Origin of the sequence: Shewanella sp. SR1 (assembly GCF_020447145.1) — a bacterium.
GTDB lineage: Bacteria > Pseudomonadota > Gammaproteobacteria > Enterobacterales > Shewanellaceae > Shewanella > Shewanella baltica.
Genome location: NZ_JAJAEF010000001.1, coordinates 31,712 through 57,045, shown reverse-complemented (window position 1 = coordinate 57,045; position 25,334 = coordinate 31,712). Strand labels below are relative to the sequence as shown.

General features: G+C 46.8%; 19 protein-coding genes, 1 pseudogene and 1 riboswitch. Of the genes and pseudogenes, 10 read left to right on the top strand and 10 right to left on the bottom strand.

All coding sequences use genetic code 11. The annotated features are described in order from the left end of the window. Positions 1-54: 54 nt before the first annotated feature. Positions 55-1,332, bottom strand: coding sequence for a glycerophosphodiester phosphodiesterase family protein (locus KV201_RS00260; RefSeq protein ID WP_226058186.1), 1,278 nt, complete (start codon positions 1,330-1,332; stop codon positions 55-57). Positions 1,333-1,712: 380 nt separating this feature from the next. Between KV201_RS00260 and KV201_RS00255 the strand changes: the two genes are divergently transcribed. Beyond that, the gene (locus tag KV201_RS00255) at positions 1,713-2,015 is read left to right on the top strand and encodes a DUF3622 domain-containing protein (RefSeq protein ID WP_006080221.1); all 303 of its coding nucleotides are present in this window, start codon (positions 1,713-1,715) and stop codon (positions 2,013-2,015) included. A 392-nt stretch (positions 2,016-2,407) separates the two neighbouring features. Continuing rightward, a complete protein-coding gene (locus tag KV201_RS00250; protein WP_226058185.1) occupies positions 2,408-3,592 on the top strand; it encodes a DUF3103 domain-containing protein in 1,185 nt (394 codons plus the stop codon). A gap of 99 nt (positions 3,593-3,691) precedes the next feature. Here the strand turns inward: KV201_RS00250 and azu are convergent, their stop codons facing one another. From azu to rihA, 3 genes and pseudogenes are all read right to left on the bottom strand, one after another. Further along, positions 3,692-4,168 carry an azurin gene (gene azu, locus KV201_RS00245; protein WP_006080224.1) on the bottom strand — a complete coding sequence of 159 codons (477 nt, stop codon included), beginning with the start codon at positions 4,166-4,168 and terminating at the stop codon, positions 3,692-3,694. Between the two features lie 326 nt (positions 4,169-4,494). Then, positions 4,495-5,405 (bottom strand): annotated as a pseudogene (gene rbsK / locus KV201_RS00240) (ribokinase). 19 nt (positions 5,406-5,424) lie between these two features. After that, on the bottom strand, positions 5,425-6,381 hold the full coding sequence (gene rihA, locus KV201_RS00235; RefSeq protein ID WP_226058184.1) for a pyrimidine-specific ribonucleoside hydrolase RihA: 957 nt from the start codon (positions 6,379-6,381) through the stop codon (positions 5,425-5,427). 234 nt (positions 6,382-6,615) lie between these two features. On the opposite strand from rihA, the gene KV201_RS00230 reads away from it, so the two are divergent. The 4 genes from KV201_RS00230 (at position 6,616) to KV201_RS00215 (ending at position 12,389) form a co-directional block, all read left to right on the top strand. Then, complete coding sequence (locus KV201_RS00230; protein WP_226058183.1) at positions 6,616-8,058, top strand: hypothetical protein; 1,443 nt, start codon at positions 6,616-6,618, stop codon at positions 8,056-8,058. 215 nt (positions 8,059-8,273) lie between these two features. Further along, positions 8,274-8,942 (top strand): hypothetical protein, encoded by a 669-nt coding sequence (locus tag KV201_RS00225; protein ID WP_226058182.1) that lies wholly within the window; start codon positions 8,274-8,276, stop codon positions 8,940-8,942. A gap of 136 nt (positions 8,943-9,078) precedes the next feature. Further along, positions 9,079-9,313: riboswitch (cobalamin riboswitch) on the top strand. 108 nt (positions 9,314-9,421) lie between these two features. Then, on the top strand, positions 9,422-11,380 hold the full coding sequence (locus KV201_RS00220; protein WP_226058181.1) for a TonB-dependent receptor: 1,959 nt from the start codon (positions 9,422-9,424) through the stop codon (positions 11,378-11,380). Between the two features lie 280 nt (positions 11,381-11,660). After that, positions 11,661-12,389 carry an HDOD domain-containing protein gene (locus KV201_RS00215; protein ID WP_226058180.1) on the top strand — a complete coding sequence of 243 codons (729 nt, stop codon included), beginning with the start codon at positions 11,661-11,663 and terminating at the stop codon, positions 12,387-12,389. Between the two features lie 100 nt (positions 12,390-12,489). Here KV201_RS00215 and KV201_RS00210 read toward each other — a convergent pair whose 3' ends face one another. Further along, the gene (locus KV201_RS00210; RefSeq protein ID WP_014615412.1) at positions 12,490-13,395 is read right to left on the bottom strand and encodes a LysR family transcriptional regulator; all 906 of its coding nucleotides are present in this window, start codon (positions 13,393-13,395) and stop codon (positions 12,490-12,492) included. Positions 13,396-13,595: 200 nt separating this feature from the next. On the opposite strand from KV201_RS00210, the gene metE reads away from it, so the two are divergent. Continuing rightward, positions 13,596-15,866 (top strand): 5-methyltetrahydropteroyltriglutamate--homocysteine S-methyltransferase, encoded by a 2,271-nt coding sequence (metE, locus tag KV201_RS00205; protein ID WP_226058179.1) that lies wholly within the window; start codon positions 13,596-13,598, stop codon positions 15,864-15,866. 216 nt (positions 15,867-16,082) lie between these two features. On the opposite strand, the gene queG is transcribed toward metE, so the two are convergent. Further along, the gene (gene queG / locus KV201_RS00200) at positions 16,083-17,285 is read right to left on the bottom strand and encodes a tRNA epoxyqueuosine(34) reductase QueG (protein ID WP_226058178.1); all 1,203 of its coding nucleotides are present in this window, start codon (positions 17,283-17,285) and stop codon (positions 16,083-16,085) included. A gap of 176 nt (positions 17,286-17,461) precedes the next feature. Here queG and KV201_RS00195 point away from each other — a divergent pair, with 176 nt between their 5' ends. Further along, positions 17,462-18,259 carry an ABC transporter substrate-binding protein gene (locus tag KV201_RS00195; RefSeq protein ID WP_226058177.1) on the top strand — a complete coding sequence of 266 codons (798 nt, stop codon included), beginning with the start codon at positions 17,462-17,464 and terminating at the stop codon, positions 18,257-18,259. Here KV201_RS00195 and KV201_RS00190 read toward each other — a convergent pair. Further along, complete coding sequence (locus tag KV201_RS00190) at positions 18,256-20,178, bottom strand: GGDEF domain-containing protein (protein WP_226058176.1); 1,923 nt, start codon at positions 20,176-20,178, stop codon at positions 18,256-18,258. The genes KV201_RS00195 and KV201_RS00190 overlap by 4 nt on opposite strands. Before the next feature lie 155 nt (positions 20,179-20,333). On the opposite strand from KV201_RS00190, the gene KV201_RS00185 reads away from it, so the two are divergent. Together KV201_RS00185 and KV201_RS00180 are read left to right on the top strand one after the other, a co-directional pair. Further along, a complete protein-coding gene (locus KV201_RS00185; RefSeq protein WP_012588528.1) occupies positions 20,334-20,858 on the top strand; it encodes a phosphatase PAP2 family protein in 525 nt (174 codons plus the stop codon). 36 nt (positions 20,859-20,894) lie between these two features. After that, positions 20,895-21,329 carry a DUF3069 domain-containing protein gene (locus tag KV201_RS00180; RefSeq protein ID WP_006084096.1) on the top strand — a complete coding sequence of 145 codons (435 nt, stop codon included), beginning with the start codon at positions 20,895-20,897 and terminating at the stop codon, positions 21,327-21,329. Between the two features lie 128 nt (positions 21,330-21,457). Here KV201_RS00180 and KV201_RS00175 read toward each other — a convergent pair whose 3' ends face one another. From KV201_RS00175 to KV201_RS00165, 3 genes are all read right to left on the bottom strand, one after another. Further along, complete coding sequence (locus KV201_RS00175; RefSeq protein WP_006080238.1) at positions 21,458-23,146, bottom strand: NAD-dependent malic enzyme; 1,689 nt, start codon at positions 23,144-23,146, stop codon at positions 21,458-21,460. A 274-nt stretch (positions 23,147-23,420) separates the two neighbouring features. After that, positions 23,421-23,885, bottom strand: a complete 465-nt coding sequence (locus tag KV201_RS00170) for a DUF1456 family protein (RefSeq protein ID WP_006080239.1) — start codon at positions 23,883-23,885, stop codon at positions 23,421-23,423. Positions 23,886-24,037: 152 nt separating this feature from the next. Then, positions 24,038-25,312 carry an Nramp family divalent metal transporter gene (locus tag KV201_RS00165; protein ID WP_226058175.1) on the bottom strand — a complete coding sequence of 425 codons (1,275 nt, stop codon included), beginning with the start codon at positions 25,310-25,312 and terminating at the stop codon, positions 24,038-24,040. Between the last annotated feature and the right edge of the window lie 22 nt (positions 25,313-25,334).

Genomic DNA, 25,334 nt, shown 5'->3' with positions numbered 1-25,334 from the left:
AAAATGCGTTAACGATTAATCGTTAACGCATTTTTTGTTTTCTATATCGACGACTTATAAATCCATACAGTTCGCATAGTAAGTCACAGTGGCGGGCCAGTCGGAGAATACTCCAATCACACCGACATCTTTAGCTAACACATCGAGTAATTCAAAGGTATCGCCTTCGTTATCTATGGCTTCGGTAATGCTTTGATAATAAAAGCCGCCACCATTTTTTAATAATCCAGAACGTTCCAGCGACCAAGTGATGATCTTAAGCCCAGCGCCTTTGGCGGCCTTAGCGTATTCCGAAGGAATTAATTTCTTATCCGCATCTAAGGCGACTAAAACCCAGAGTGGCGGCGCAATAATTTCGACGCCTTGGGTTTTCAAATCTGCCATTGATGGTGACCAAGTGGCAGAGTTTTGCGGATCGAAAGCGCTGTTATAATCGTATCTGTCATCGAGAAATACGGCTTGTTTCGCAAACTCAGGTGCGTTGGCGACCCAATATTTGATGTCATCTAAGATAAATGATTGAGGGAATACTTGCGAAGCATCGACGCCTGCCGCCGTGTATTCATCTAACATTTTTTGCGCGTAATCCTGCTGAGTAAAACCATCGAATGGCATAGATACGCTGGCGGCTTTGAGCTCTGGCGTCATCTTCACGCCAGCTTTTTTAAACATTTCAATACTTTCAGCATGGGTCATCAAGGTGCCATTGCCAGCGTAGAGATCGGTGCGCCAGCTTGGAGTGCCATTGATGAATTCGGCCGCAGTGGTCGCTTTAGGATTGCTGCCTTCCATTTTACCCTTGAGGGTTTTAAATTCGGCGAGGGTGATATCGCTGGTGCAACAGGTCGCCGATGCGCTGACGCCATTGGCTGCATCGGCTGGAGTGAATGGGCTCGAACATTTATTAGCCAGTTCAGACACGGCTAAAATGTTGGTCGTGCTGGCAAGATCGCACTGTGAGTGGCGGCAAACTAAAGCTTTATCGGCGGTGAAGGTGACATCACATTCAACTATGCCAGCGCCAGAATCGATAGCCGCTTGGTAGGATTCCTTTGTATGCTCAGGGAATTGCATTGGTGCGCCACGGTGACCGATGGAAAACTCGCTGCGATAAAAATTGTCAGTGGTACATTGTTCTAAGCGGGTTTTAAGTGCGCTGTCTTGCATTTGACGCACGAGGAATAAAGGTCTTTCTCCCACTTGAGCTGGAACAGGTTTGCTGGCAGGTGGCGTGACTTCTGTGTTGTTATCGTCACTATTGCAACCAGCTAATAAAGCGCTGGTGGCAATTAACAGGCCGAGTGAGAGCGACGAAATAGGGCGTAGTTTCATCAGATTTACCTATGAGTAATGATGTAAATTATTAATATTAATCAGAAACTCTAAAGTGTTAATGTGACTAAAAAAGCCTATTTTTATGACATAAACAAGAATATATACCGTTTGCATGACGATTATCTTAGGCATGTTTGTTTGCGCTAGCTCGCGATAAACAGCCATCGATAGAGGATGAGCGGGATATATGCGCAGTGTTGTTTTAGACTTGAGAATTGACTCCACTGGGCGAGTCGATGAAACTGGCATGAATATTTTCATCTGGGCGATCTTTCTGGGCCGAAATCAAGTACACTGCGCTCCTTTTGTTTTATGATGAGCGTTTGGTTCGCTTGATAAGACAAACGTGACAAGCATCATTTAGGAAATAGAGCAGAATGAGCAAGGGCAAAAAATACGATTTTCGCGTGACACAGGGCGACAAAGGTTGGAAAACTGAAATCACTCGTCGCATGACATCAACTAAAACGGTTGTGTCTAAGAGCCATGATGGTTTTGCGACCGAAGCTGAAGCGCAAGCTTGGGGCTTAACTGAATTACAAGTGTTTTTAGGTACGTTAACTGAGCGCAACAAGCGTCGTTCAGAGAAACAAGCTAAAGCAAAATTAGCGGCAGCATTAGCGGCTGAAGCGGCAACTGATGCCGAAGATCTTGATGAAGATGATTTCGACGAAGAGTAACACTCACTCGTTCAGTATTGTCTTATCAAGCTAGTGTGATTGTTAGGGCGCGCATGACGCGTTCTGAAACGTCACTCTGGCTATGAATAACAAAAGGCGGATCTTAGGATCCGCCTTTTGTGTTTTTGTCGCTCGAGCTACTTTAGCTTGTAAACCCATTTGTTGTTTCTTCCTGTTTATTCCGCACGTTTTGGCCGATTAAGGGTCGTTATCGTTATTATTCTATTTTTAGATAACTGTCTTGTTTTTAGCGAGTTTCAGCACTATTGCGTATTCTATACTATTAATAAATAACGATAATTATTATCATTTGGTTTACTTGGATTCGGGTCTGTGCTCATATGTAGATAATTTGAACACACGTTTAATATTATTAAGGTAAGGGAACACCTATGAAACTACTTCAATCCAGTTTATTGCTGTGTTTGTCGGCTTCGGCAACCATGAGTTATGGCCAAGCCTTAGATGGAGAGGCGTTACGCTTGCTACAGGCGTCGCTAAAGGATTCGACTTTGGATGCACAAGCTCAGTTAACCAATACTAAGCGGGCATTGGCGTTAGATTTGAGCCATCAATATGCGCAGCTTGCGCCTATCTTACAGACTGAAATAAACCAGTATCAGTTGGCAGTAAATGCCGATGACATTCTGTCTCAGCATAGGCTCAATGATAATGTGATCACCAAAGCCGATGCGTCGATTCGCCGAGTGAAGGGCTTAAGTGCCAAAGCGGATTCTCTGGTGCAAGTGCGTCTGGCGGATGAAACCATGTTAACCCCATGGCAGCAAGGTGAGTCTCCTTTATTTGCCTATGAGCCCGATGGTGACGAGAGTCAGTGGGATTATATTGAAGCCTTTGATATTCATGGGCAAGTGCATCAATTAGACGTGTATAACCTACCGCAGCAGCCGGTGTTTGTGGTCGGTATCGACAGTAAAAAAGCCTTTGTGGCTGGCTTAGAGGTGATGCGGGCGACATTTGCCGAAGTACAATCGGCGAAAAAAGATGGCGCGCTACTGAGCCGTGCGCAAACACAGGCGGTGGCAGACAAGCCTATTTCAACCACAGTGATCAAACAAATATCCTTGAAGGATGACCATGAGCCGTGGATTTCTGGTCGTGCCGAGATTTACGGCATAGTGACTGGGGTTGACCCGAGCCGTGAAGAACCTGTGCTCGATATCGTCGAAATGCCCTATTTAGATTATGCGGATACGACCTATTATCCGAATCAAATCATCATCCATTGGGAGCGTTATCGTTGGGCGGCTGCGGACATGATCCTAATGGAGCATGACGATGGCACTAACTATAAAGTGTTGGCCACTAAGTTGTTGGAAGCGGCGGAGCAGATCTTAAAGTCGATCCCCGATCCTGAAGCTCAGGGTTATGCGCTGATCCCGCAAATCACCAATGGTATTTTAAGTGTGATGCCGGATGCTTGGTTCACCAATGACGATGACTTTGTCGACGTGTATTACACCTTACAGGAAGGGGTTGAATATCCTAACTTGAACGGCGCTAACGGTAATGCGATGACGAGCTTTGCGCCATTAGTCATCCAACCAAGACCCTGATGAATTATTGCGGCTAAATGCAATGGCTGGAATGTAAAAGCGGATCCTAAGATCCGCTTTTTTGTTTTTATCACTTAACGTTAGGCTAAGCCATTCACCTTAAGCTTTTAGCTTGAAACTACCTTGCATAATCGCCCAGTGACCTGGGAAGCTGCAGAAGAATTGGTAGGCTTCAGTAGCGCTCATGCCAGCAGTGCTAAAGGTGATAGACGTTGATTCGCCGCCGCCCACTAATGGCGTGTGAGCGATAACGCGAGTATCACCCGCTTTGACATAGGCTGCATCAGGACCGGCACTCATACCTTCGGTCGCTACGGCTGACATATCGGCTGCCTTAGTTAATACCCAGTTGTGGCCCATAGCTGCTTTTGGCAAAGTGCCTGAGTGGGTTAAGGTTAAGGTCACTTCCTTACAGCTTGCAGGTACAGACAGCTCTTTAGTGTCAAATTGCATTGCATCAGTGGCGGCAATTTTCAGTTCACATTCGTTGGCACTCGCTTGGCTAGCGAATAATAATCCTAGGCCGATTAGGCTAGTGCTGGTCACGTTACGTAAAGCTGTGCTTTTTGCTTTCATCTGGTACTTCCTTATTTGAACAAGGGTAGCCGAGTCCTTTTGACTCGGACATGCGCCTGCCAGCATAAGCAATCTTTATTAAATGGGAATGAAATCAGCGTGTAAATTATGTATATGCAACTTTCGTTTGAGTGCTGCATTCTCAGTGACTGCAAAATTCTGTAACGGCAAAATCGCTAGCGGTACACATAGACGAGCGAGTACTTAGCTGGAACCAACTAAATACTCGCGGATTATCATTAATGGCTTTGATTTATAGCTTTGATTTATAAATGATAATTTAGAAAGTCTGACTCAGAGCATCTAACTCAGAGTGGCTTACTTTTTTAGTACGAAAGCTCCTGCCGATAAGGGATAGCACGCTGTGCGCCTTGGCGAGTCACAGTAATGGCACTGGCCGCATTAGCAAATCCCACCGCCGCAGCAATCGACATGCCTTCGCTCAAGCCAACGACTAAGGCGCCGTTGAAGGTATCCCTGCAGCGACTGTGTCTATGGCTTGCACTTCAAGTGCGGGCACTAGTCCGGTAAAACCTTGGCTGCTGGTATATGCGCCGCGACTGCCTAAAGTGATCACTACAATTCCTACACCTTGCTGGTGCAGAAGCTGCGCAGCCATTTGAGCATCATCGAGATGGTTAATTTCAACGCCAGTTAAAGCCTCTGCTTCAGTCTCATTAGGCGTAATCACATCAACCCATTTGAGTACATCGTGCCCAAGGGCGGTCGCTGGAGCGGGATTTAATACCGTCGTCACACCAAGATTTTTGGCCATTTTTAGCGCTTTTGCCACTGTGGCAGCAGGGGTTTCTAATTGTGCTAATAAGTACTGAGCATTAGCAAACAGAGCATAGTGATGTTCTAAATCATCGGGTGAAAGAGTGGCGTTGGCACCAGCTGCAACACCAATGGTATTTTCACCGTTGTCACCGATAAAAATCATCGCGGTGCCGGTACTCTGCTCCGCTATTTGGCTAATTCCTTCTGTACTGATGCCATCTTTAATCCAGCTTTGACGCATATCATCGCCGATACTGTCTTGGCCGAGGTGGCAGATAAAGTCAGTGCGGGTGCCTGGTTTGGCTAAGCGAGCGCAGGCGACGGCTTGGTTGGCACCTTTGCCGCCCAGTTCGAGGCGATAATCTCGGCTCATCAAGGTTTGCCCTGCTGCGGGCAGGTACTCAAATTTCATCACATGATCGGCATTTGCACTGCCGATAACGAGTATCTGGCTCATAGAAAACTCACTGTTATTTTCATCTGCGATTGAGATAAGTTGGATCATAGACACGTAAACTGTCTACCAGTAAATCGACAAAGCCTAGTCTATCGAGCCCAAACAGCACGGTCGCATTGGCGGGTTTGCCAGTGAGTTGATAGCGATCAACCACTGTCATACCAAGGGTCAGCTCGCTCTGGGTTTCAATCCCTACCCAACAATCTTGTGCTTCAAACAGTTCAGGTTTGAGCAACCAAGCGATAGTGCAGGGGTCGTGCAGAGGTGCACCAATAAAGCCCCATTTAGGATCTCTGTGGTAAATCATAAAGAAATCCAATAACTCGGCGACGCACTGAGCAATTGGATTTGGGATGGCGCGAATCCGTTCTATGTCTGCATCCATGATTTGCGCTTGATGGGTCACATCGAGCCCGCACATAGTGATGGGAATGCCTGACTTAAAGACAATATCGGCGGCTTCGGGATCGACAAAAATATTAAACTCGGCGGCAGGCGTCCAATTGCCGACACCGGCTGCGCCGCCCATTAGCACAATACGCTCGATTTTAGGGTGTAGCTCGCTGTGACTCGCCAGTAAAAGGGCGATGTTAGTCAGCGGCCCCGTGGGCACTAAAGTCACTGGCTGTGTGCTTTGGCGGATTTGTTGCGCCATCAGTTCAACGGCCGTTATGGCTTGTGGACTGAAGCTCGGTTCGGGTAATGCTGGGCCATCGAGGCCAGTCTCGCCGTGAACATTGTCGGCGATAATCAGTTCACGTGTTAGCGGCTTAGTGGCACCGCCCGCGACAGGGATATCACCACGGTTTAACAGGGTTAAGATCCGCAGTGCGTTGTTGAGGGTTTTATCTGGGGTTTGATTGCCTGCGCTAGTCGTGACGGCAAGGGGAACGAGGTCTGGGTGAGCTAAGGCTAAGATCAGTGCGATAGCATCGTCATGGCCGGGATCGCAATCAAGAATGATGTGACGAGTCATACTGTTACTCCTTTAAACAGCGGTACTGAATGCTTAGAATAGCATGCCATAAGTTAGGCGCTAGCCTGTGGAGGGTACTTGCAGAGCAAACTGTGAGCGTTTTCGTCTTTTTATTAACAAGCTGCTAGAATTCTGCCCGTTTTTGACACTAGGCGATGTTAGGTAAATCCATTCTCGCTCTGTCCGCTGCACAACATTGAATGACATATCCAAGCAAATACAAGGAAATAAGTAATGCTCACTCATCGAATCACTTGGCCTAAGGCTTTACTCGCGGGCATGGTTGCCATGCAAATCTCTGGCTGCAGCGATCCTCAACCTATGGCCATTATTGAAAGCAATAACGAGTCATTGCTGCAGTTCGATAATGGTAAACTCATCCAATTTAAGGAAAAACCGAGTCCGCAGTATCGCCATATTCCCTGTGATTTACCGGCAGTAAGTTCCGTGATAGTAAATGATATGGCAGTGGCTGCCATCACCCAAAATGGCGATGTGATCACTTGGGGAAATAGTTTTAGCGGCGGCGATAGCCGCGAAGTTGCTGCGGAGCTTAAACACGTTAAACAAGTCGTGCCTGTAAAGGAAGGTTTTGCCGCCCTGCGTGAAGATGGCACTGTGGTGTACTGGGGACGTGCAGGGAAACTGAGTCTCGACAAAGCCCTGCAAAGCCGTATGACAAACATCACTAAACTCTATGCTAACCGTGAGGCGGTAGCCGCACTCGATGCCAGTGGAAAAGTGCACACTTGGGGTTATGGGCCCGAAGGCGGCAATAGCCAGCATGTGCAGGATAAACTGGTGGATATAGTCGATATCTTTGCTGAAGGACGAAGTTTTACGGCACTTAAGAAAGACGGCAGCACTGTGATTTGGGGGCAAATTGAACGTTCAACCAATATGAAAAAGCTGCTGCCGCAGTTAATGGATGTTGTGCGTGTTGAGTATACCCAAGGGACCTATGCCGCTTTGAAAAAGGATGGCAGTGTCGTGACTTGGGGGCAGAGTAGCGATATTTACCCTATTCGCAGTGCGCTTCAGGATGTCGTGAGTATTACGTCAAATAGCTGTGCTTTTGCAATCTTAAGTCCAGCGGGAGAAGCGCACTTTTGGGGCAATGAAACGAACTGCGGTATCGATTGGCTCAAACAAACAGATATTAAAGGCGTGAACAGTATTGTCAGTGTCGGCACGGGATTTCTGTTGCTGCGTGACAATGCCGTACCGCAAATCCTCGTCGATGACACTGACTACGCCTATCTATATGGTTTTCACTATGCCCAAGAGATCCTCAATCGATATTGGCAGGAGGGAAGCAAAATCACTATAGGTTCAGCATCATTTGTATTCACCCGTCCTGACGGCAAAGTCGTGCCAGTAGGCTATAGGGCTAACCTAGAAAATGTCGAGAAGCTCATAGAACGCATCCCGCGATTAACTTGGTTAGCGAGGGCGGGTGAGGGTTATGTCGGGATCAGTGAAAAGGGGGAATGGGTCTCTTGGTCGATGAATAACGAGATGTTCGCCAAATCTCCGCTGCAGCCTGCCGATTCGTTGGTGATTAAGCCGCTGGATTTTACCCCTGCTACCCAATGCGAAACGCCAGAGCAACGGCAGGCGATTCTAAGTCAGGAAAGGCCAAAACCAGAAGTAAAAATGTGGTTATTTAGCGAATAGCATTAACCTCTTTTACCATCACGGCGCAGATAAACGGAGTATTTCTCTGTTATTCAAGCCGTGACAGTGATTATTTCTTTCAAAGTGGCAGTTAATCTAAGCTTTTGACTGTTTTCAATCTGGGTTATTCGCTAGAATGCTGGGTGTTTTCTGTTCAATTTCATGATGTCGTATTAATTAGTATTAGTTATAAGTGCGATACAAGGATGATAAGTATGAAATTAGCATTGTGTTCACCTATTGGATTATTTCAAGGTGCCAGTGTGTTGTTACTCTGCAGCTTAATTGGCTCAGAGCCTGTTCAAGCCACATTAGATATGCCCCGGAGCGAAAGCGGCGCTGCTCATACCCATGTATTGCCCGTATTTGGTCAGCAATTAGGGTTCAATCTGCCTGCGGGCTGGAAACAGGCTTATCATGAGGAGCAAGCAGGCATGTTTATGGCAGAGTTTGTGCCAGAGCAGGAAGCATTAACCCAGTGGAGTGCGCTATTTTGCGTGCAGGGTTTTAAGGATATGGCCGAGAGTATTAGCCCTGAGCGCTTCTTAGATGCGATGGCCGAGACCTATAAATCGACCTGTGACGGCGAAGTGGTGTACCAGAAGCTCGGTGACAACGAAGTCGATGGGCACGCTGGATTTCATGCGATTCTAGGCTGTACAGCCATGCCCAATATGCACGGTGTGACGGCACTGAATTCCAAAGCCTATGCTTCAACTCCTCAAGGGGAAATTGGCTACTATACGGTTGTTAGTGGCAATAAAGATTTGTATCTGTTGCATAAGTCGATGCGAGGTGCCGTTTTTTCTGCCGATAAACCGCCGCTGCAGGCGGATAATAGCCAAGATTTTATTTCCACTTTAGTCCCATTCTCCTTGAAGTAGGCTGTAGACGCTCGCTTGAGTTTGATGGACTTTTATCCGTATAGACGTCTATAATGCGCGCGCTCAGGCTCTATAATGTGCTGAGCCTTAAGGGAGTATCGCTGTTTTATTGATGGCTGTACCCTATGAATCAAATTTTTAGTCAACCTTCTGAGGTGCTTGCGTGCAAAAGCCGCGAGATAATCGGGAAGCCAGTGGAATTCTGGCACTGCCCCCGCAACGGTAAAAGGTGAGAGAAGACCGCGTTTGATTGGTGAGTTCAAGACCGAACCCGATAGTCAGAATGTCAAAGGTCAGTCTCGCGTTAATCCAATTTTTAAGGGATTAACATAGCCTAAGTCCGGAGACCGGCCCTAAAGGTGTTTTTGAGATTTCGGTGGGCAGATCTCAAAATGCGATAGTCACTGTCAGTATCTTTTACTGAATGAACAGTATCGTGGCGCTAATGCCCCGTTTTCCTTGCAGGAGTTAAAGGTAAAATGGGAACAAATCCAACAAAAATCGCGCTACTTATCGGTAGCCTTTGCAGTTTTTCCGTTATCGCGCCCGCTATGGCGGCAGGCGATACCAGCACAGCTAAAGTCGACGAGCATCTTGTCGTGATCGGCCGCTCTGACAATACCCCGTTAAATATTGCCGCGAATGTGAATGTGATTGACGCTGCGGCGATTGAAATGAGCGGTGCCACTAGCGTGACTGACGTTTTACGCGGTCAAAGCGGTATTCAAATTTCGGATAATAACATCGGTACTAGTTTTGCGATGCGTGGCTTTAGCGCCAGCACTGCCGTTAATAACACGCTGATTTTACTTGATGGTCGTCGCCTCAATAATATCGATATCGCCGCCCCTAGCCTTAATGCCATACCGCTTAACCAAGTCGAGCGCATCGAAATTTTATCGGGTAGTGCGGGTGTGCTCTATGGCGATCAAGCGGTAGGCGGCGTGATCAATATTGTCACTAAATCTCCTGAAAATACTGGTGGTAGCGTGCAGTTATCCGGCGGCAGCTTTGATACCTATGAAGGTCGCGGTGATGTGTCTGGCGCGATCAACAAGGATTGGCGTTACTTTTTCACTGGTAGCTATAACCAAGGTGACAACTACCGCAAGCATAATGCCAATGAAACAGGGTCGATTTTAGGTCGCATTCAATATAAAACGGCCACAGACTCCTTCTTTGTTGAAACTAGCTACTACGACAACGATCGTGAAAATCCGGGCTCGCTGACTGAAAAGCAATTTAAAGATAACCCACGTTACTCTGGTAACGATAAGCAATATTCCCATGAAATGACTACGGCGGCGCGCACGGGTTACCAGCATCAGCTCAATCAAAACTGGGCGCTGGCGGCGGATTTAGATTACAGCGATACCTTAGTGTCATCATTGAACTGGGGACAGAGTCGTAACACACGCTCACTGTTGATGTTTAGTCCTAAAGCGTTAGCGAGCTACAGTACGCGTCAAGGTGAGCTAAACCTAGTCACAGGTTTAGACATCAGCCGTGGTAAGGCTGATTTTGACACTATGGCGCGTAGTAATGTACAGCAAATGCAAAGCGCCTATCTACAAGCCACAGTGCCTTTAAGCCATACCTTAAGCTACGTTGTGGGTGGTCGTTATGCGCGGGTGACCGACGAGTTAGTCGATGGTAATGTCTATCCTAATGGCATGGATTTAGACGAAAATGCCCACGCATTTGAACTGGGTTTAAATTACCGTCCAACTGCTGAGTACAGACTTTATGTTCGCGCTGATGATAACTTCCGTTTTGCGAAAGTGGATGAGCAAGCTTATACATCGCCTGGTGTACTTGGCTTAAAGCCGCAAACGGGTCGCTCCTATGAAGCGGGTTGGGATTGGACTCTTGCTAGCCAAACTCTACGAGTGAGCCTATACCGTCTCGATTTAGAAGATGAAATTGTGTATGACTCAAGCGCCACTAAGCCTATTGGTGGTAATTTCGATGGCGCAAATGTCAATGCTGACGCTTCTCGTCGTTATGGCGCGAGTGCCGATTGGGATTGGCAGGTGACTAAAGCAGTACAACTAGGGCTTGAGTATAACTATATCGATGCCGAATTTACCGACGGTAACAATGATGGCAAGGAGCTATCTTGGGTGGCAAAACACACGGGGCGCGGATATGTCAGTATGGATTTTGCTGAGCATTTCCAAGTCTTTGCCGAAGCTATCTACACGGGTGATCGCTTTGTGGAAGGTGATAACGGTAATGAAGGCGATAAGCTGGCCAGTTACGTGCTCGGTAATTTAGCCTTGAACTACAACCGTGATGCTTGGCTTGCCAGCCTGCGTATCGATAACCTATTTGATAAAGACTATGTCAGCGCAGGCTATTACGGTGGCCTTTGGGGTGATAGTTATTACTCTGGTCGAGGCCGCGATATTCGTTTTACCCTTGGTTATCGCTTCTAGGCATTGATTCGCCAGCTATCGATAAAGCCAGACTCAGTCTGGCTTTATATTTTTTAGGCTTGGTTCAAGGAATAAATCTTAAAATAGGTATAGTCTTGAATATCGTTTCAGTAGAGTGGTTTAATTGTCGTTATCTATAGTGATTAGCGGGCAGCAATAACTAAACAGTAGTAATTTATGTTTTACTCTGCTGTTTATGGCTGAAATTCTTAGTATTTTAGGTATGATGTGAGCTGTAACCGAATCATCTTATTGTTAATAAACAGGTGCAAAGTGTCTTATGACTGATCTTGAGCAACAGGTTTTTACTCAAGTTAGAGCTATCATAGCGAACGAAGAGCAAGTGATTGGCCGCAGAGGGATTTTAATTCCACTCAAAAAAGCGATCCTCGCTGAAGGCGACATTCGTAACGTGATCGACATTATCTCGAGCGATCCCGCATTGGCGGCGCACATGCTAATGCGCAGTAATTCCGCACAGGCAGCTGTAGTGGAAAATCATAAAACTCGCTCGTTGAAAGAAGCTTTAATCCGCTTAGGTCAAGTGAATATCTATCGTTATGCCTTTACGTTTTATCTGAAAGAACGCCTCGATGAGCTGCCGCAACCTTATAAAAAGTTAGTCCAAGGTTATTGGAAGTTGACTGAAGATATTGCAACAGATGCGGTGGACAGTTTAGCGGAGATGGAAGGCGTTGAGGTTGATGCTGATGAAGTGCAAACCTTGGCCCTGTTCAGTGTGTTCGGCCAAATTATCGCGCTCACGGCATTTGCCTATTTAAATGCTAATGCCGAACAATCATTCCCTTTAAGCGTGATTAAGTCATTGATTGATAATCAACAGCAGACTTTGACCATAGAATCATTCGAAGCGTTAGACTTAGATCAGGACTTACGCCAAGAGTTTATGATTGCCCATAATTTGCGTCAGACCCGCAATTCGAATTCCCCTGGTTTAATCTTGCGCCGCGTATTGTCTATGCGTGGTCTGTTGATGAATCCGTTGTAATATTTCGATGCATTAAATCGCTGTTTGATCCTATGAAATAGTCATTAGATTCATTAAAAAAGCCTGCATCAGCAGGCTTTTTTGTTAGGTTTCACCTGTGTTAATTTGTCTTCTGCTGGCGGGATAAACCTTCACTCGCCACCAGTTGTAACCAATTTTGGATCAAGGCTGAGTTGGCGCTATGGCGGCGATAGGCACCAAACAGAGGACGTTTTAAACCTTCTTGCCCTAGCTTCACTGTGGTGAGGCTTAGGCCATGTCCTTCATTTATCGACCAGTTCGGCAGTGCGGCTATGCCGTCTTTACAGGCGATGCGTTGCAGTAACATCATGGTTAAATCACAGGTTTTCTGCTCACCCGCTTCTATACCTGCGGGCTCTAAAAAGTGGCGATAGATGTCTAAACGCGTCAGTGGTACGGGATAGCTGATGATCGGTAAATGCGCTAATTGCTTAGGGGTGACATAGGCTTCTTTTGCTAGAGGATGATCTCTAGCAACCACTAACTTCACTTCAAAATCAAACAAATGCTGATAAGCGAGTGAATGCCCAGGCACAGGATCTGAGGTCAGCACTATATCCAGTTCACCCATTTCCAAGGCATTGAGCGAGTCGAACAAGTGACGGCTCGACAGATCTAACTCCGCTTGGGGATAGTCTTGTCTAAATTGCTCCATCACAGGCATTAACCAGCGAAAACAGCTGTGGCACTCAATACCAACCCGCAACTGATTGGTTTCGGTTTCAAGGCCATTCTTAAGATCTGTCTCGGTTTCTAACACCTTAGGCAAAATCTCTTCCGCGAGATGAAGCAGGCGTGCACCTTCTTGGGTGAATGACAGCGGCTTACTCTTACGCACAAAAATAGGCGAGTTAATCCTTTGCTCCAGCTCCTTAATCTGGTGGGAGAGGGCGGATTGAGTGACAAAACGTTTTTTGGCTGCGCCCGCCAAACTGCCACTTTCCTTCAGGGCCATTAAGGTTCGCAGATGTCTTAGTTCGATCATGTTCACTCCAGGTGAAATTCGCTCATGTTGTGCTTGAAATCAATTCGGTTGCTGGAATAGAGACTAACACAATAAACTTCTAGACGTCCAGACGCCCATTGTTATTTATCAAGGCGGAAATGCTGAAAAGTGCCAAGAGAACACAATCTGGTGGGTGCAAGTGCCGAATATGGCTTATCTCAAATAAAGGAAGATAGGGTATGCAATTAAATAGTCTTGGTTTTCCCCGTATCGGGCGTCGTCGTGAATTGAAATTTGCCTTAGAAAAATACTGGCGTGGTGAGATCACTCAAGCTGAACTGCGTGAAGTGGCGAGCGAACTGCGCCGTACCCATTGGCAGTGGCAAGTTGCTGCTGGCATCGAGCAAGTGCCTGTGGGGGATTTTGCCTTTTATGATCAAGTGCTGACCTTAAGTGCGACCTTAAATGCCATTCCTGATCGCCACCGCGGCGAAGGTGCTATCGATCTCGATACTCTATTCCGTGTTGCCCGCGGCAGAGCGCCAACGGGCCAAGATGCGCCAGCTTCTGAAATGACCAAGTATTTTAATACTAACTATCACTATCTGGTGCCTGAGCTGACGCAAAACCAAGAGTTTTCGATTGCTTACGAGCAGTTTTTTGATGAAGTCAGCGAAGCGCAAGCGCTAGGCTATAAAGCCAAACCTGTGCTACTCGGCCCAGTCAGTTACTTGCACCTTGCTAAAACTGTGGGTCAAGAGTTCGATAAGTTAAGTTTATTACCTGATTTATTAACAGCTTATGCTGACATTTTGGCCCGTTTCGCCGCCCAAGGTGTGGAATGGGTACAGTTAGATGAGCCTGTGTTGGCATTAGAGTTAGACACGCATTGGCAAGCGGCGATGACTCAGACTTATCAAGCATTAAGCACTGCTAACGTTAAGGTTATCTTAGCGAGTTATTATGGCGGTATTACGCATCATCAAGCCCTCGTATCTGCCTTGCCTGTTGCTGGTTTGCACTTAGATTTAGTTACTGCGCCAGAACAACTGGCTGTGTTTGCTAATGCTCTTGGTCAAGATCAAATTTTATCGGCGGGTGTGGTCAATGGCCGTAACGTGTGGGCGGCAGAAATCGATTTGATTGCCGAGCGTATTGGCGCTGTGGCTCGTGATTTAGGCGATCGTTTGTGGATTGGCACATCATGTTCATTACTGCATTGCCCAGTCGATTTAGATGTTGAAGCCAAACTATTACCTGTGCTGCGTAAGCAGTTGGCCTTTGCTAAGCAGAAATTGTTGGAATTGAGCAAAGTTCGCCAATTATTGTTGGCGTCTAGCTCGGATGAAGCACAGAAAATCAGTGCTTTTTGTATCGCTCGTCGCCAAGCAAAAGCGCAGGCTGCAGATAAGCAAGTAGTTGATCGCGTTTCGGCATTAACCGCTGCAGATTATGAGCGGGCAAATGATTTCAGTGTGCGCCAAAGTGTGCAGCAACGAAAATACCAATTACCTCTGTTGCCAACCACGACCATAGGTTCGTTCCCACAAACACCGGCAATTCGTGGACTACGCAGCCGCTGGCGCAAGGGTGAGCTTAACGATGCGCAATATACAGAGCAGTTACAGCAAGTGACCCGCGATACTATCGATCGCCAATTAAAGCTGGGTATCGATGTGCTTGTGCACGGTGAAGCCGAACGTAACGACATGGTGGAGTACTTTGGCGAGCAGTTAGCTGGTGTTGGTTTTAGTAAAAATGGCTGGGTGCAAAGCTATGGCTCACGCTGTGTTAAGCCCCCCTTGATTTACGGTGATGTGAGTCGTCCAAAAGCCATGACAGTCGAGTGGGCAAAGTTTGCCCAGAGTCTCACCGACAAGCCCGTAAAAGGCATGTTGACGGGGCCAGTGACGATTTTGCACTGGTCATTCGCCCGTGAAGATATCAGCCGCGATGCGATTGCGACACAACTGGCGCTGGCTATCCGTGATGAAGTGGTCGATTTACAAAATGCGGGGATTGGCATTATTCAAATTGATGAGCCCGCCTTCCGTGAAGGTCTGCCATTGAAGCAAAGTGAGTGGCAAACCTATTTAGATTGGGCGGTGAATGCCTTTAAACTCAGCGCTGCTGGCGTGACTGATGAGACTCAAATCCACACTCACATGTGTTACAGCGAGTTTAACGACACGATTGGCGCGATTGCTGCCATGGATGCCGATGTGATCACTATCGAGACTTCGCGTTCACGGATGGAGTTACTCAACGCCTTTGAAGATTTTGAATATCCAAATGAAATTGGCCCCGGTGTATATGACATCCACTCACCAAACACCCCAAGTGTGGAGGCCATGGTGCACTTAATCGAGAAAGCCGCGCAGAAAGTACCTGTGCGTCAACTGTGGGTCAACCCAGATTGTGGCCTAAAAACCCGTACTTGGGATGAAGTCGAACCTGCATTGAAAAACATGGTCGATGCTACCCGCGAACTGCGTCGCCGCCTTGGCTAATATTTATGCTTGAGTGAGAGTTTTAAACTGAGCTTAATGAGTAAAAAGACAACGGATGCCTATGCATCCGTTGTCTTTTATCACTTGCGAATAAGGGAAACTCGAAGGTCGATTGGTAATGTTTAATATCAAGGTTCAATTGGCGTGCTGAGCAAATAACGACTCTAGCTTTATGATGATGAATCAGTGGCATCGGTATTGATTGGCGAGGACATCTTAAGCATCTCGAGGTAAACCCTTTTCAACAATACGCACCATGCGTTCGGTTTTGCGGCGCGCTTTTTGTTGCTCAGTTGCAGCGGTGTCGGCAAGGCGCGATTGCTGAGCATTGAGCGCCCATTCGATATGTTCACGCACTATCTCATCGATATCTTCGTTGTCATTGCGAGCGTTAAGCGCGGCAATAATGCTTGGGCTTGCGGGGGCGTTACCCAGCGCGACTGCGATATTACGTAGCCAGCGTTTATGGCCAATTCGGCGAATGGCGCTGCCTTCGGTTTGCTTTAGAAATTCGGCCTCGCTCCAAGCAAAAAGGCTGAGAAGGTCGGGCTGTTTTAACTGGGGACGAATATGGAAGTCGGTTTCGGCTGTGAGTGGCGCTTGGCGATTGATGGGGCACACGAGCTGACAATCATCGCAGCCATAGATGCGATTGCCCATAAGTGGCCTAAATTCTTCAGGAATAGCGCCTTGTAGCTCGATGGTGAGATAGGAAATACAGCGTCTGCCATCAACCACATAGGGTTCTACGATTGCACCTGTTGGGCAGGAGGTGATGCAGGCGACGCAACTGTTACAGCCTTCTTGGATTGGAATATCCACAGGCAGAGGCAAATTGATCAGTAGCTCACCTAAAAAGAACCAACTGCCCGCCTCATGGTTGAGTATGAGTGAGTGCTTACCTGTCCAGCCGATACCGGCTTTTTCGGCTAATGGGCGCTCGAGCACGGGCGCTGAGTCGACGAAGGGACGGAAATCGGCGGCATCGAAACCGAGAGTAACTAACTCTGCACTGATTTGATCCCCCAGCTTTTTAAGCCGAGCGCGGATCAACTTGTGATAGTCGCGGCCACCCGCATAACGGGAGATATAACCTAAGTTGGGATCGGTGAGATTTGTGGCAAAGCCTGCTTCGGGTGGTAAATAGTCCATCCGTACGGATATCACTCGCACTGTGCCCGGATGCAATTCTTGCGGGCGAGCGCGCATCATCCCGTGGGTGGCCATATATGCCATTTCGCCATGAAACCCTTTGTCTAGCCATGCTTGGAGCTTGGCTTCTTCGGCCGTTAAATCTGTATCGCAAATGCCAACTTGTGCAAATCCGAGTGCTTTTCCCCACGTTTTTATTTGCAGCGCGAGCCGCGACAGTGTGCTGGCATAGGATTGGTTGGGGATTTGATTGGCTAAAGTCGACATGGATTCATTGCAGTGAGGCTCTTGGCTAGGTGGCAATATGATAGCAAGTTTTCACTTGTTACGGACGAGTTTACTCAGTGAGCATGAATGAGAGGTTATTTTCTTTGGGGCATATGTTTATTTGCAGCAGGGATTGAGTCTATGATTAGGTTTAATGTTTCCCGTTTGGTATCCGTATGCTGAGTGCGTTTCCCCTTAGGGCGTGTTTTCTTGCGATGAGCTTATTAGGTCTCATGCCCGCTTTTGTTTTTGCGGCGCCTGACAAGTTGAAGTTGGTGACCGAAGCTTGGCCTCCCATGAGTTACGAGCAAGATGGTGTTCCCCAAGGTTTTGCGGTGGACTTAGTCAATATCTTGCAATCGAGACTGGGCCAGAGTGAAAAAATTGATGTGTTACCTTGGGCACGGGCGTATTCGATTGCTAATACTTCGGCGAATGTCTTACTTTTTGCGACGTCTATTAATGACGAGCGTGAAGATCATTTCGATTTTATCGGCCCGATTGCAACCAGCAAAATTGCTTTGTATGCGAGGGCGGCAGATCCCATCGCACTCGATCAACTTGCGGAGCTTCAATCTAAAGATATTGTGGGGGTTTATCGCGAATCCGCTGGGGCGCAGCTGTTACAACAAGCCGGCGTGGATAACTTGCTGGTGGCGAGTTTTCCGCAGCAATCGGCGAAGCAATTACTATTCTCTCGAATTCGTTTTTGGTGCCAAGCGGATCTAGCGGTAAAGCAGATACTTGAAGAAGTGGGCGCGAGTGAGGCCGATATACGCCAAGTGTATGTCGTATCTGAGATTAATCTGTATTTAGCCTTTTCTAAAGGGACGTCGGCGGCCACGGTCACGAGTTGGCAAACAGAGCTTGAGAAAATGAAAGACTCAGGGGAGTTTAGTCGTTTATATCAGACATGGTTTGGTGCTTTACCGCCGCCATTACAGCATCAAGTGTTTTGGCATAAAGCTGTTTAACTCTCGCACGTAGCCTCATTTTTGGCAGCTTTAACACAATTCCTTCCCGCATTTTTAGCCTCATAAAGGGCATCGTCGGCACGTTTCAGTAGGCTGGCAAAGTCTTTGTCTTGATAGGTATTTTCAATATTTGTTTGTGGCGCTAAGGTTGCGACTCCTGCGCTAACGGTCAATTTGAGTTCAGTGGGTAAATCCTCTGCGCCTAGGCGGCTAATATGAGCTTGCAACTGATGGGCAAGTTCACAAGCACGTTCAGCATCCGTGTTGGGTAAGAGAATTAAAAACTCTTCACCACCGATACGGCCAATAAGATCTTTATTACCCGTTAGGGCTTTACCTGCGCTTGCGATCGTCAGTAAGGCGCGATCGCCCAGTTCATGGCCGAAGTTATCGTTAATTTTCTTGAAGTGGTCAGCATCAAAGATAATCACCGAAAAAGGGCTTTGTTGTTTTAAGGCTTGCTGAAAATACTGCGCGGCTTGGGCATAAATATGCCGACGATTAGGGAGCTTGGTGAGGTAATCTGTGAGGGCGATGACCTGCAGTTGGCGATTTCTCTGTACTTGTTTATACGCAAATATCGACACTATTGTCAGGATAAAGCCCGTCAATAATAAAATAATGTGTTGTAATGATTTGTTTTTCTCGAGTAGCGCAAGTTCTTGTTCTTTAAGGTTTTGGTTTTCAATCAAGCGCTGATTTTCAGATTCAATCCGACTGGTATCAAACTTCACTTTTAACTCTGTGGTTTGATGGGAGAAAGAGTTGTCATCGACTTTTTTGGTGAGGGCGACAAATTCCTGCAATGCGCCATAGGCCGCAGGTAAATTATTCATGGCCGCATAGACATCACTTTTCAGCTGTAATAGTTGGGTGAGTCCCCGATCATTTTGCAGAGTTCGAAAGGCTTTTTCCCCTTGTTCGAGTTCGGTAAGCGCTTCTTTATAAAGTGCTTGTTGAAACTTGATATTGGCCGTAAAGAGTTTCATAAAGCTATAAGCGGCATAATCTTTTTCGCTAATCACAGCAGCAGCTTCAGTTAAATATTTTTCCGCTTCATTAAGACGATGGAGTTTGATTAAGCTAAAGGCAATGTCCGTCGCCATGGTGGCGGCCACTTTTTCTAGCTGATGTTCCTTAAAGTATTGATAGCTGAGCAAGAAGTGATCAATAGCTTGTTGATGTTCACCCAGTTCATCTAAAGCCAGACCTATTTCTGAGGTGACATACATTGCCTGTTCTTGGTTATTGTTCTTTAAATAGAGTGCTTTGAGTTTATTGTAGTAACGGATTGCACTTTGGGGATCGCCATAACGTCTAAAGCTGGTGGCCATATCGGCAAGATTGATGTTAGCCCAGCCGGTTAAATTCAGTGACTCGTATAGATCTTGCGCTGTTATGAGGTCGTCTAATGCCGCAGAAAAATCACCAATGTAGGAATACAGAGCGCCGCGAAGGCTGCGTGAGTCGGCGATCAGTTTAAGATCCTCATGCTCATAGGCACGCTTAACGCTGAGGTTATAGCCTTCCATTGCGCTATCTACATCACCATTTAACTGCAAAAACCAAGAATGACAAAGCATGAGGTCGGTGATGAAATGCGCGGAAGCCGTTGGTGGAATATGGGTGAGTGTTTGACTCGTATTCTTAACTGCCAGCGCTATGTCAGTATCCGTTTCGGCACTTTGATCCCAGCATTTCAGTAGCTGCAGCTTTTCATTGCGGGCGACATCGTCGGTTGCAATCAGTTTGCTCAATAACGCAAGATCGCTGTTAATTGCTTCGCGGGTCATGGGCTCACCGCTTTCTAATCTTTCAAATATTTTATCAACCTGAGTCTTTTCTTCTGCCATAGCCGGACTTAGCAGCAGTAAGAGCAGCAACAAGGTAAATGATAAGTATCGGAATGGACGTAGCAAAAAAGGTATCCTGTTCACATTAAAATCAATAGCTAATAATGAGCTTAGCATAACTTGTTTGTTCATTTTGAATATAGATGCATAGCAATTTTGCATTCAGCTAGCTATCAAGGTATAAACTTCGCCTTGGAAATCATCCTAAAAAGGAATCACCCTTGAAAAAATTATTTTGTGCTGCCCTACTCATGATGAGCGGCACTAGCTGGGCGGGCTCAGATTTAGAAACGTCGGGCGATGTATTGCACTTATTGCTCCCCGCAACAGCAATGGGCGCGACGTTATTTTATGAAGACGGTTACGATGGCAGCTGGCAGTTAATTCAGGCGGCAGTATCGAGTCGATTAATTGTTGAAGGCCTAAAATATGGTGTGAGCAAAGACAGACCCGACGGTAGTGGCGACGATTCGTTCCCATCGGGTCATACTTCAGATAGCTTTATGGCGGCGACGTTTATTCAGCAGCGTTATGGCTGGCAATATGGTTTACCCGCCTATGTCGCTGCATCGTATGTTGGCTATACCCGAGTGGCGAGCGATCAACATTACCTAGAGGATGTTTTAGCGGGTGCTGCAATTGGCGCGCTAGCGGGTTGGTATTTTACTCAACCCTATGAAGGTATTACTGTCACACCGATAGCGGGTAACGGCGTTTATGGTTTATATGTGAGTGGTCAGTTTTAAGTCTATTTTTTGAATGAATGTTAATCGAGATTTTTTATGAGTGAATTATCAGCTGTTTACCGTGAAACTGCCGAGCAGATTTCTTACAATGTCGCAAATAAAGTGCTGCCAATGGCAAAACTACCTGACGGATTATTAGCCGCATATCAAAGCCTGTGCGCCGAACTGTTGGAAGACAGAGAGGGCAAATTTAGCCAAGCTTGGGCATCCTTGCCTGCCAGCGCGCGTAATCTCATGGAGCAAGCCGCATTCCATGGTTTTTATATCGCGAATGCTTGGTTGCAGTTGAGCCGTGTTGCCCAAGAGATTTCTGAGCAGGCCGATACTGATGGTGAAATCCAAGAGCAAGAATATAACGGTATCTTTACCCGTTTAGCCGATGAGTCGCTCAAAGAAAGTCTACGTAAATTGAAAAAGGCACGTACCGATCGCTCTATGCTCAATAGCTTTAAACAGGTAATGGCGCCTTAGTTTTTATTGAAATATGCGCAGAGTCTGAAAATCAAAAAGCCCGTCACTTTGCAGTGACGGGCTTTTTGCTGTTACAAACGCTTAGCTAAAGCTGCGTTGCCACGACTTAAGTCGCGGCAACGCTATGCTTAGAACGAAGTGCGTTTGTAGCGGCGATATTCTGGACTCCAGAAATTGCCTTCAATTGACTGTTGTAAGATTTCATCGCTCATTGGCAGTGTTAACCCTTGTTCAACTGCAACTTTACCCACAGCGAAAGCGATGTGTTTACTGACCGCGTGGATATCTTCGAGTTTCGGTAATAATGGGCCGCTACCGTCGATCGCCAGTGGTGAGCATTCCGCGAGTGCGCGGCTTGATGCCATTAACATGGCATCGGAAACGTGGCGGGCACCTGAGGCTAAAACACCTAAGCCAATACCTGGGAAGATAAAGCTGTTGTTACACTGGGCAATCTCAAAGGTTTCACCATCAACCACTACTGGCTCGAACGGGCTACCCGTGGCGACTAATGCTTGACCTGAAGTCCAATGCAAAATGTCTTTTGGTGTCGCTTCAACACGGCTGGTTGGGTTAGACAGTGGGAAAATAATCGGGCGGGCACAATGGCTGTGCATAGCGCGAATAATTTCTTCGGTGAATAGACCCGGTACGCCAGACACGCCAATCAGCACGGTCGGTTTAGTGTTGTTAACTACATCCAATAGCGAAATATTGTCGCTGAAATTACTCCAGTTTTGGATATTGGTGCATTTCTGCGCCAATTTTTGCTGGAATGGCAACAGGTTAGGCATGTTGTCTAACAATAAGCCCCAACGGTCAACCATGCACACTTGAGTGCGAGCTTGCTCGTCGCTGATCCCTTCGGACACCATTTGCGCCACGATAGCTTCGGCGATACCGCAACCCGCGCTACCCGCACCAAGGAAGGCAATGCGTTGTTGATTTAATTCAGTACCTGCAGCTTTACAAGCGGCCAGCAATGAACCGACGGCAACGGCAGCGGTACCTTGAATATCATCGTTAAAGCAGCAATAGCGATCTTTATAACGCTCTAAGATCGGCATGGCATTCTTTTGGGCAAAGTCTTCGAATTGGATCAAAGTGTCTGGCCAACGCACATGTACAGCTTGCATAAAGGCTTCGATAAACTCGGCGTATTCTTCGCCACCGATGCGCGGATGGCGCCAGCCCATATACATAGGATCTTCTAATAACTGCGGATTATCTGTGCCTACGTCTAAAGTGATAGGCAGAGTATAAGCCGGACTGATGCCACCACAGCTCGTGTAGAGTGACAACTTACCGATAGGGATCCCCATGCCACCAATACCTTGATCGCCAAGACCTAAAATACGTTCACCGTCGGTAACAACGATGATTTTAACTTTTTGGCGAGTCGAGTTATTGAGAATGTCATCGATCCTATCTTTGTTCGGATAAGAGATAAACAAACCACGGTTGCGGCGATAGTTTTTCGAGAAACGTTCACAAGCCAAACCTACCGTCGGCGTATAGATGATAGGCATCATCTCGCTGATGTTATTTTGCACTAAACGATAAAATAAGGTCTCGTTAGTATCTTGGATATTACGTAGGTAAATATGCTTGTCTAAGTCGTTGTTGAAACTTCTAAATTGATCGTAGGCGCGGGAAGCCTGCTCCTCAATTGTTTCAATGGCATAGGGAACTAAGCCTTCGAGGTTAAAGAAAATACGCTCTTCTTCAGAAAATGCACTGCCCTTGTTAATCAGCGGGGCTTCAAGAATGGCAGGTCCTGCAAACGGAAGATAGAGGGGGCGTTTATTATCGTCCATGGGTAACCTTTTGAGTTATTGTTTAAGTGGTCAATACGTGCTGTAAGTCACGTAAGGTTATCATGAAATGTGATCTTTGTTGTCCGTGGAACGAGGTATTTGTGGTTTTTTTTGCAGCAGTAAAAAAGTCAGCTGTTTTAAACAGGATTTATGAGGTACTTCAGATGGAATTGTTATGCTGTTGTTTATGCCTAAGCAACTTTAGGTATAGCTAAATTGGATATAAAAAAACGCAGCCTAAGCTGCGTTTGATGTGACAAACTTATGTTTTGCGTTATTCACCGCGATACTTAAGTGATAAGCCGCGAATAAAGTTACGCAGGATTTGATCGCCACACTCTTTAAAATTCTTATGATCCGGATTGCGGAACAGCGCACTCAGTTCTGATTTTGACATTTGCACTTCGGCTAGAGCCAAGGCTGCAACTATGTCTTCTTCACGCATTTCGAGGGCCACTCTGAGCTTTTTGAAGATTAAGTTATTGTTTAAACGCGATACTGGCGCTGGGATTTCGGCACCTTCACGTAGGCCACGCTTTTCGATGATAAGGCCGTCTAGGAACTGACATAAAGTGGTGTCATTACAGGCTTTGTAACCTTCTTCCTCTTCTTTGTGCAGTAGAGCAATGATCTCTTCTGTCGGCACTTCTCTTCCAGCTTTGGCAAAAATTTTAATCATTTTGGCATTGTTGAAATCAAACACGAAGCGCAAACGGCGCAAAATATCATTATTAATCATGGTCATCTCTTGGCGCGGCTGCGCTGTCTGGTTTAAGAGGCGGTATTATATACCCAAACCGCCTCAAAAGCAGAATTTAGCAGGAATTTAACGCTGCGTAGCGAATGCTATTTATGACTCTGACATAAATAGCATTGATACCATTCTGGCAATTAGCTTTTAATGACGTTGTACCAATAGATAAACAGCGCCGCGAAAATCAGCAGATAACTTAGGCCAAACCAAGAGAGTAGCTTCATCTTACTGCCATATCTATCGGCTTCGGGGAGCTGTTTGCTGGTCATTAAGCGGTAGTTTAACCAAGCAAAAATGACTGTGGTCATAAAGGCCAAAATCATCACAAACTCAAGTAGCGGCAACAGTGCGCCTTTAAAGAAGAGGATCAGCAATAAGCCAAAGGCACTGATGGCGAGCATGATACCAGTGAGGCGTTTGTCTGAACTGGCCTTTGAGGTGAGTAACTGCCAGCCCATATCTAAGGTGCGGCTGTAGCCATCGATAACGGTTACTGTGGTGCTAAAAATACAGAGAAAAGCCACAATCCCAATAAGATAACGACTTTCACCACCCATCACTTGGCTGTAAAGGTTGATCAATTGATTAGCAAATTGTGCGCCCGAATCGGAAAAGTGCTCACCACTGCCGTGCATCACTAAGGCGCCCAAGGACAGAAACACGATCGCGAGGATCGCGGTGATGATGTAGCCTAAATTAAAGTCGAGCAGCGCCTGCGCTTTTGTGACCGTCTGGCTTTTTTGTTTTTCGAGCAACCAGAGGGAATTCCAAGCGCTCACTTCAATCGGTGCCGGCATCCAGCCCATCATGGCGACCAGAAATCCCACATGGGCCCATTGCCAAGGTGAGGGAGAAACAAAATTGCTCGCTAATGGCTGAGCATGATCCCAAGCTAAGGTCACGGCAATTAAGGTGGTTAGGGTTAGGGCGAACATGATGATCTTAGTGAGTCTATCGAGTAGTTGATAATGGCCTAAAATCAGCAAAGCCAATGAACTCAGCAATACCAGCAGGGCTAACCAATCGATGGGAAGCGGAATAAATTGGGTCAACATAGCGGCGGTGAGCATGCAAACACCCGCAGTGCTGGCGACGGCGGCGATCACATTCAGTCCAGTAAATAGCAGCAAATAACCTCGGCCCTGTTTGAGGTAACCGTGCAGTAAACTCTCCCCTGTGGCGGCGGTGTAGCGTGCGCCAGCGGCAAAGAAAGGATACTTAAGTAAATTCACCCCTAAAATGACCCAAGCCAATTGCCAGCCAAATTCGGCGCCGGCCCGAGTCGAGGCAACTAAATGCGATGCACCAATCGCCGCTGCGGCCATAAGCACACCGGGCCCCATAGCTTTAATGCCAAGCGTCAGGTGTGCCATCCAAGAGGATGAAGGGGAGGTTGTCGAGGATTCAGTCATGTCGTTATTAAAAGTACCTGTT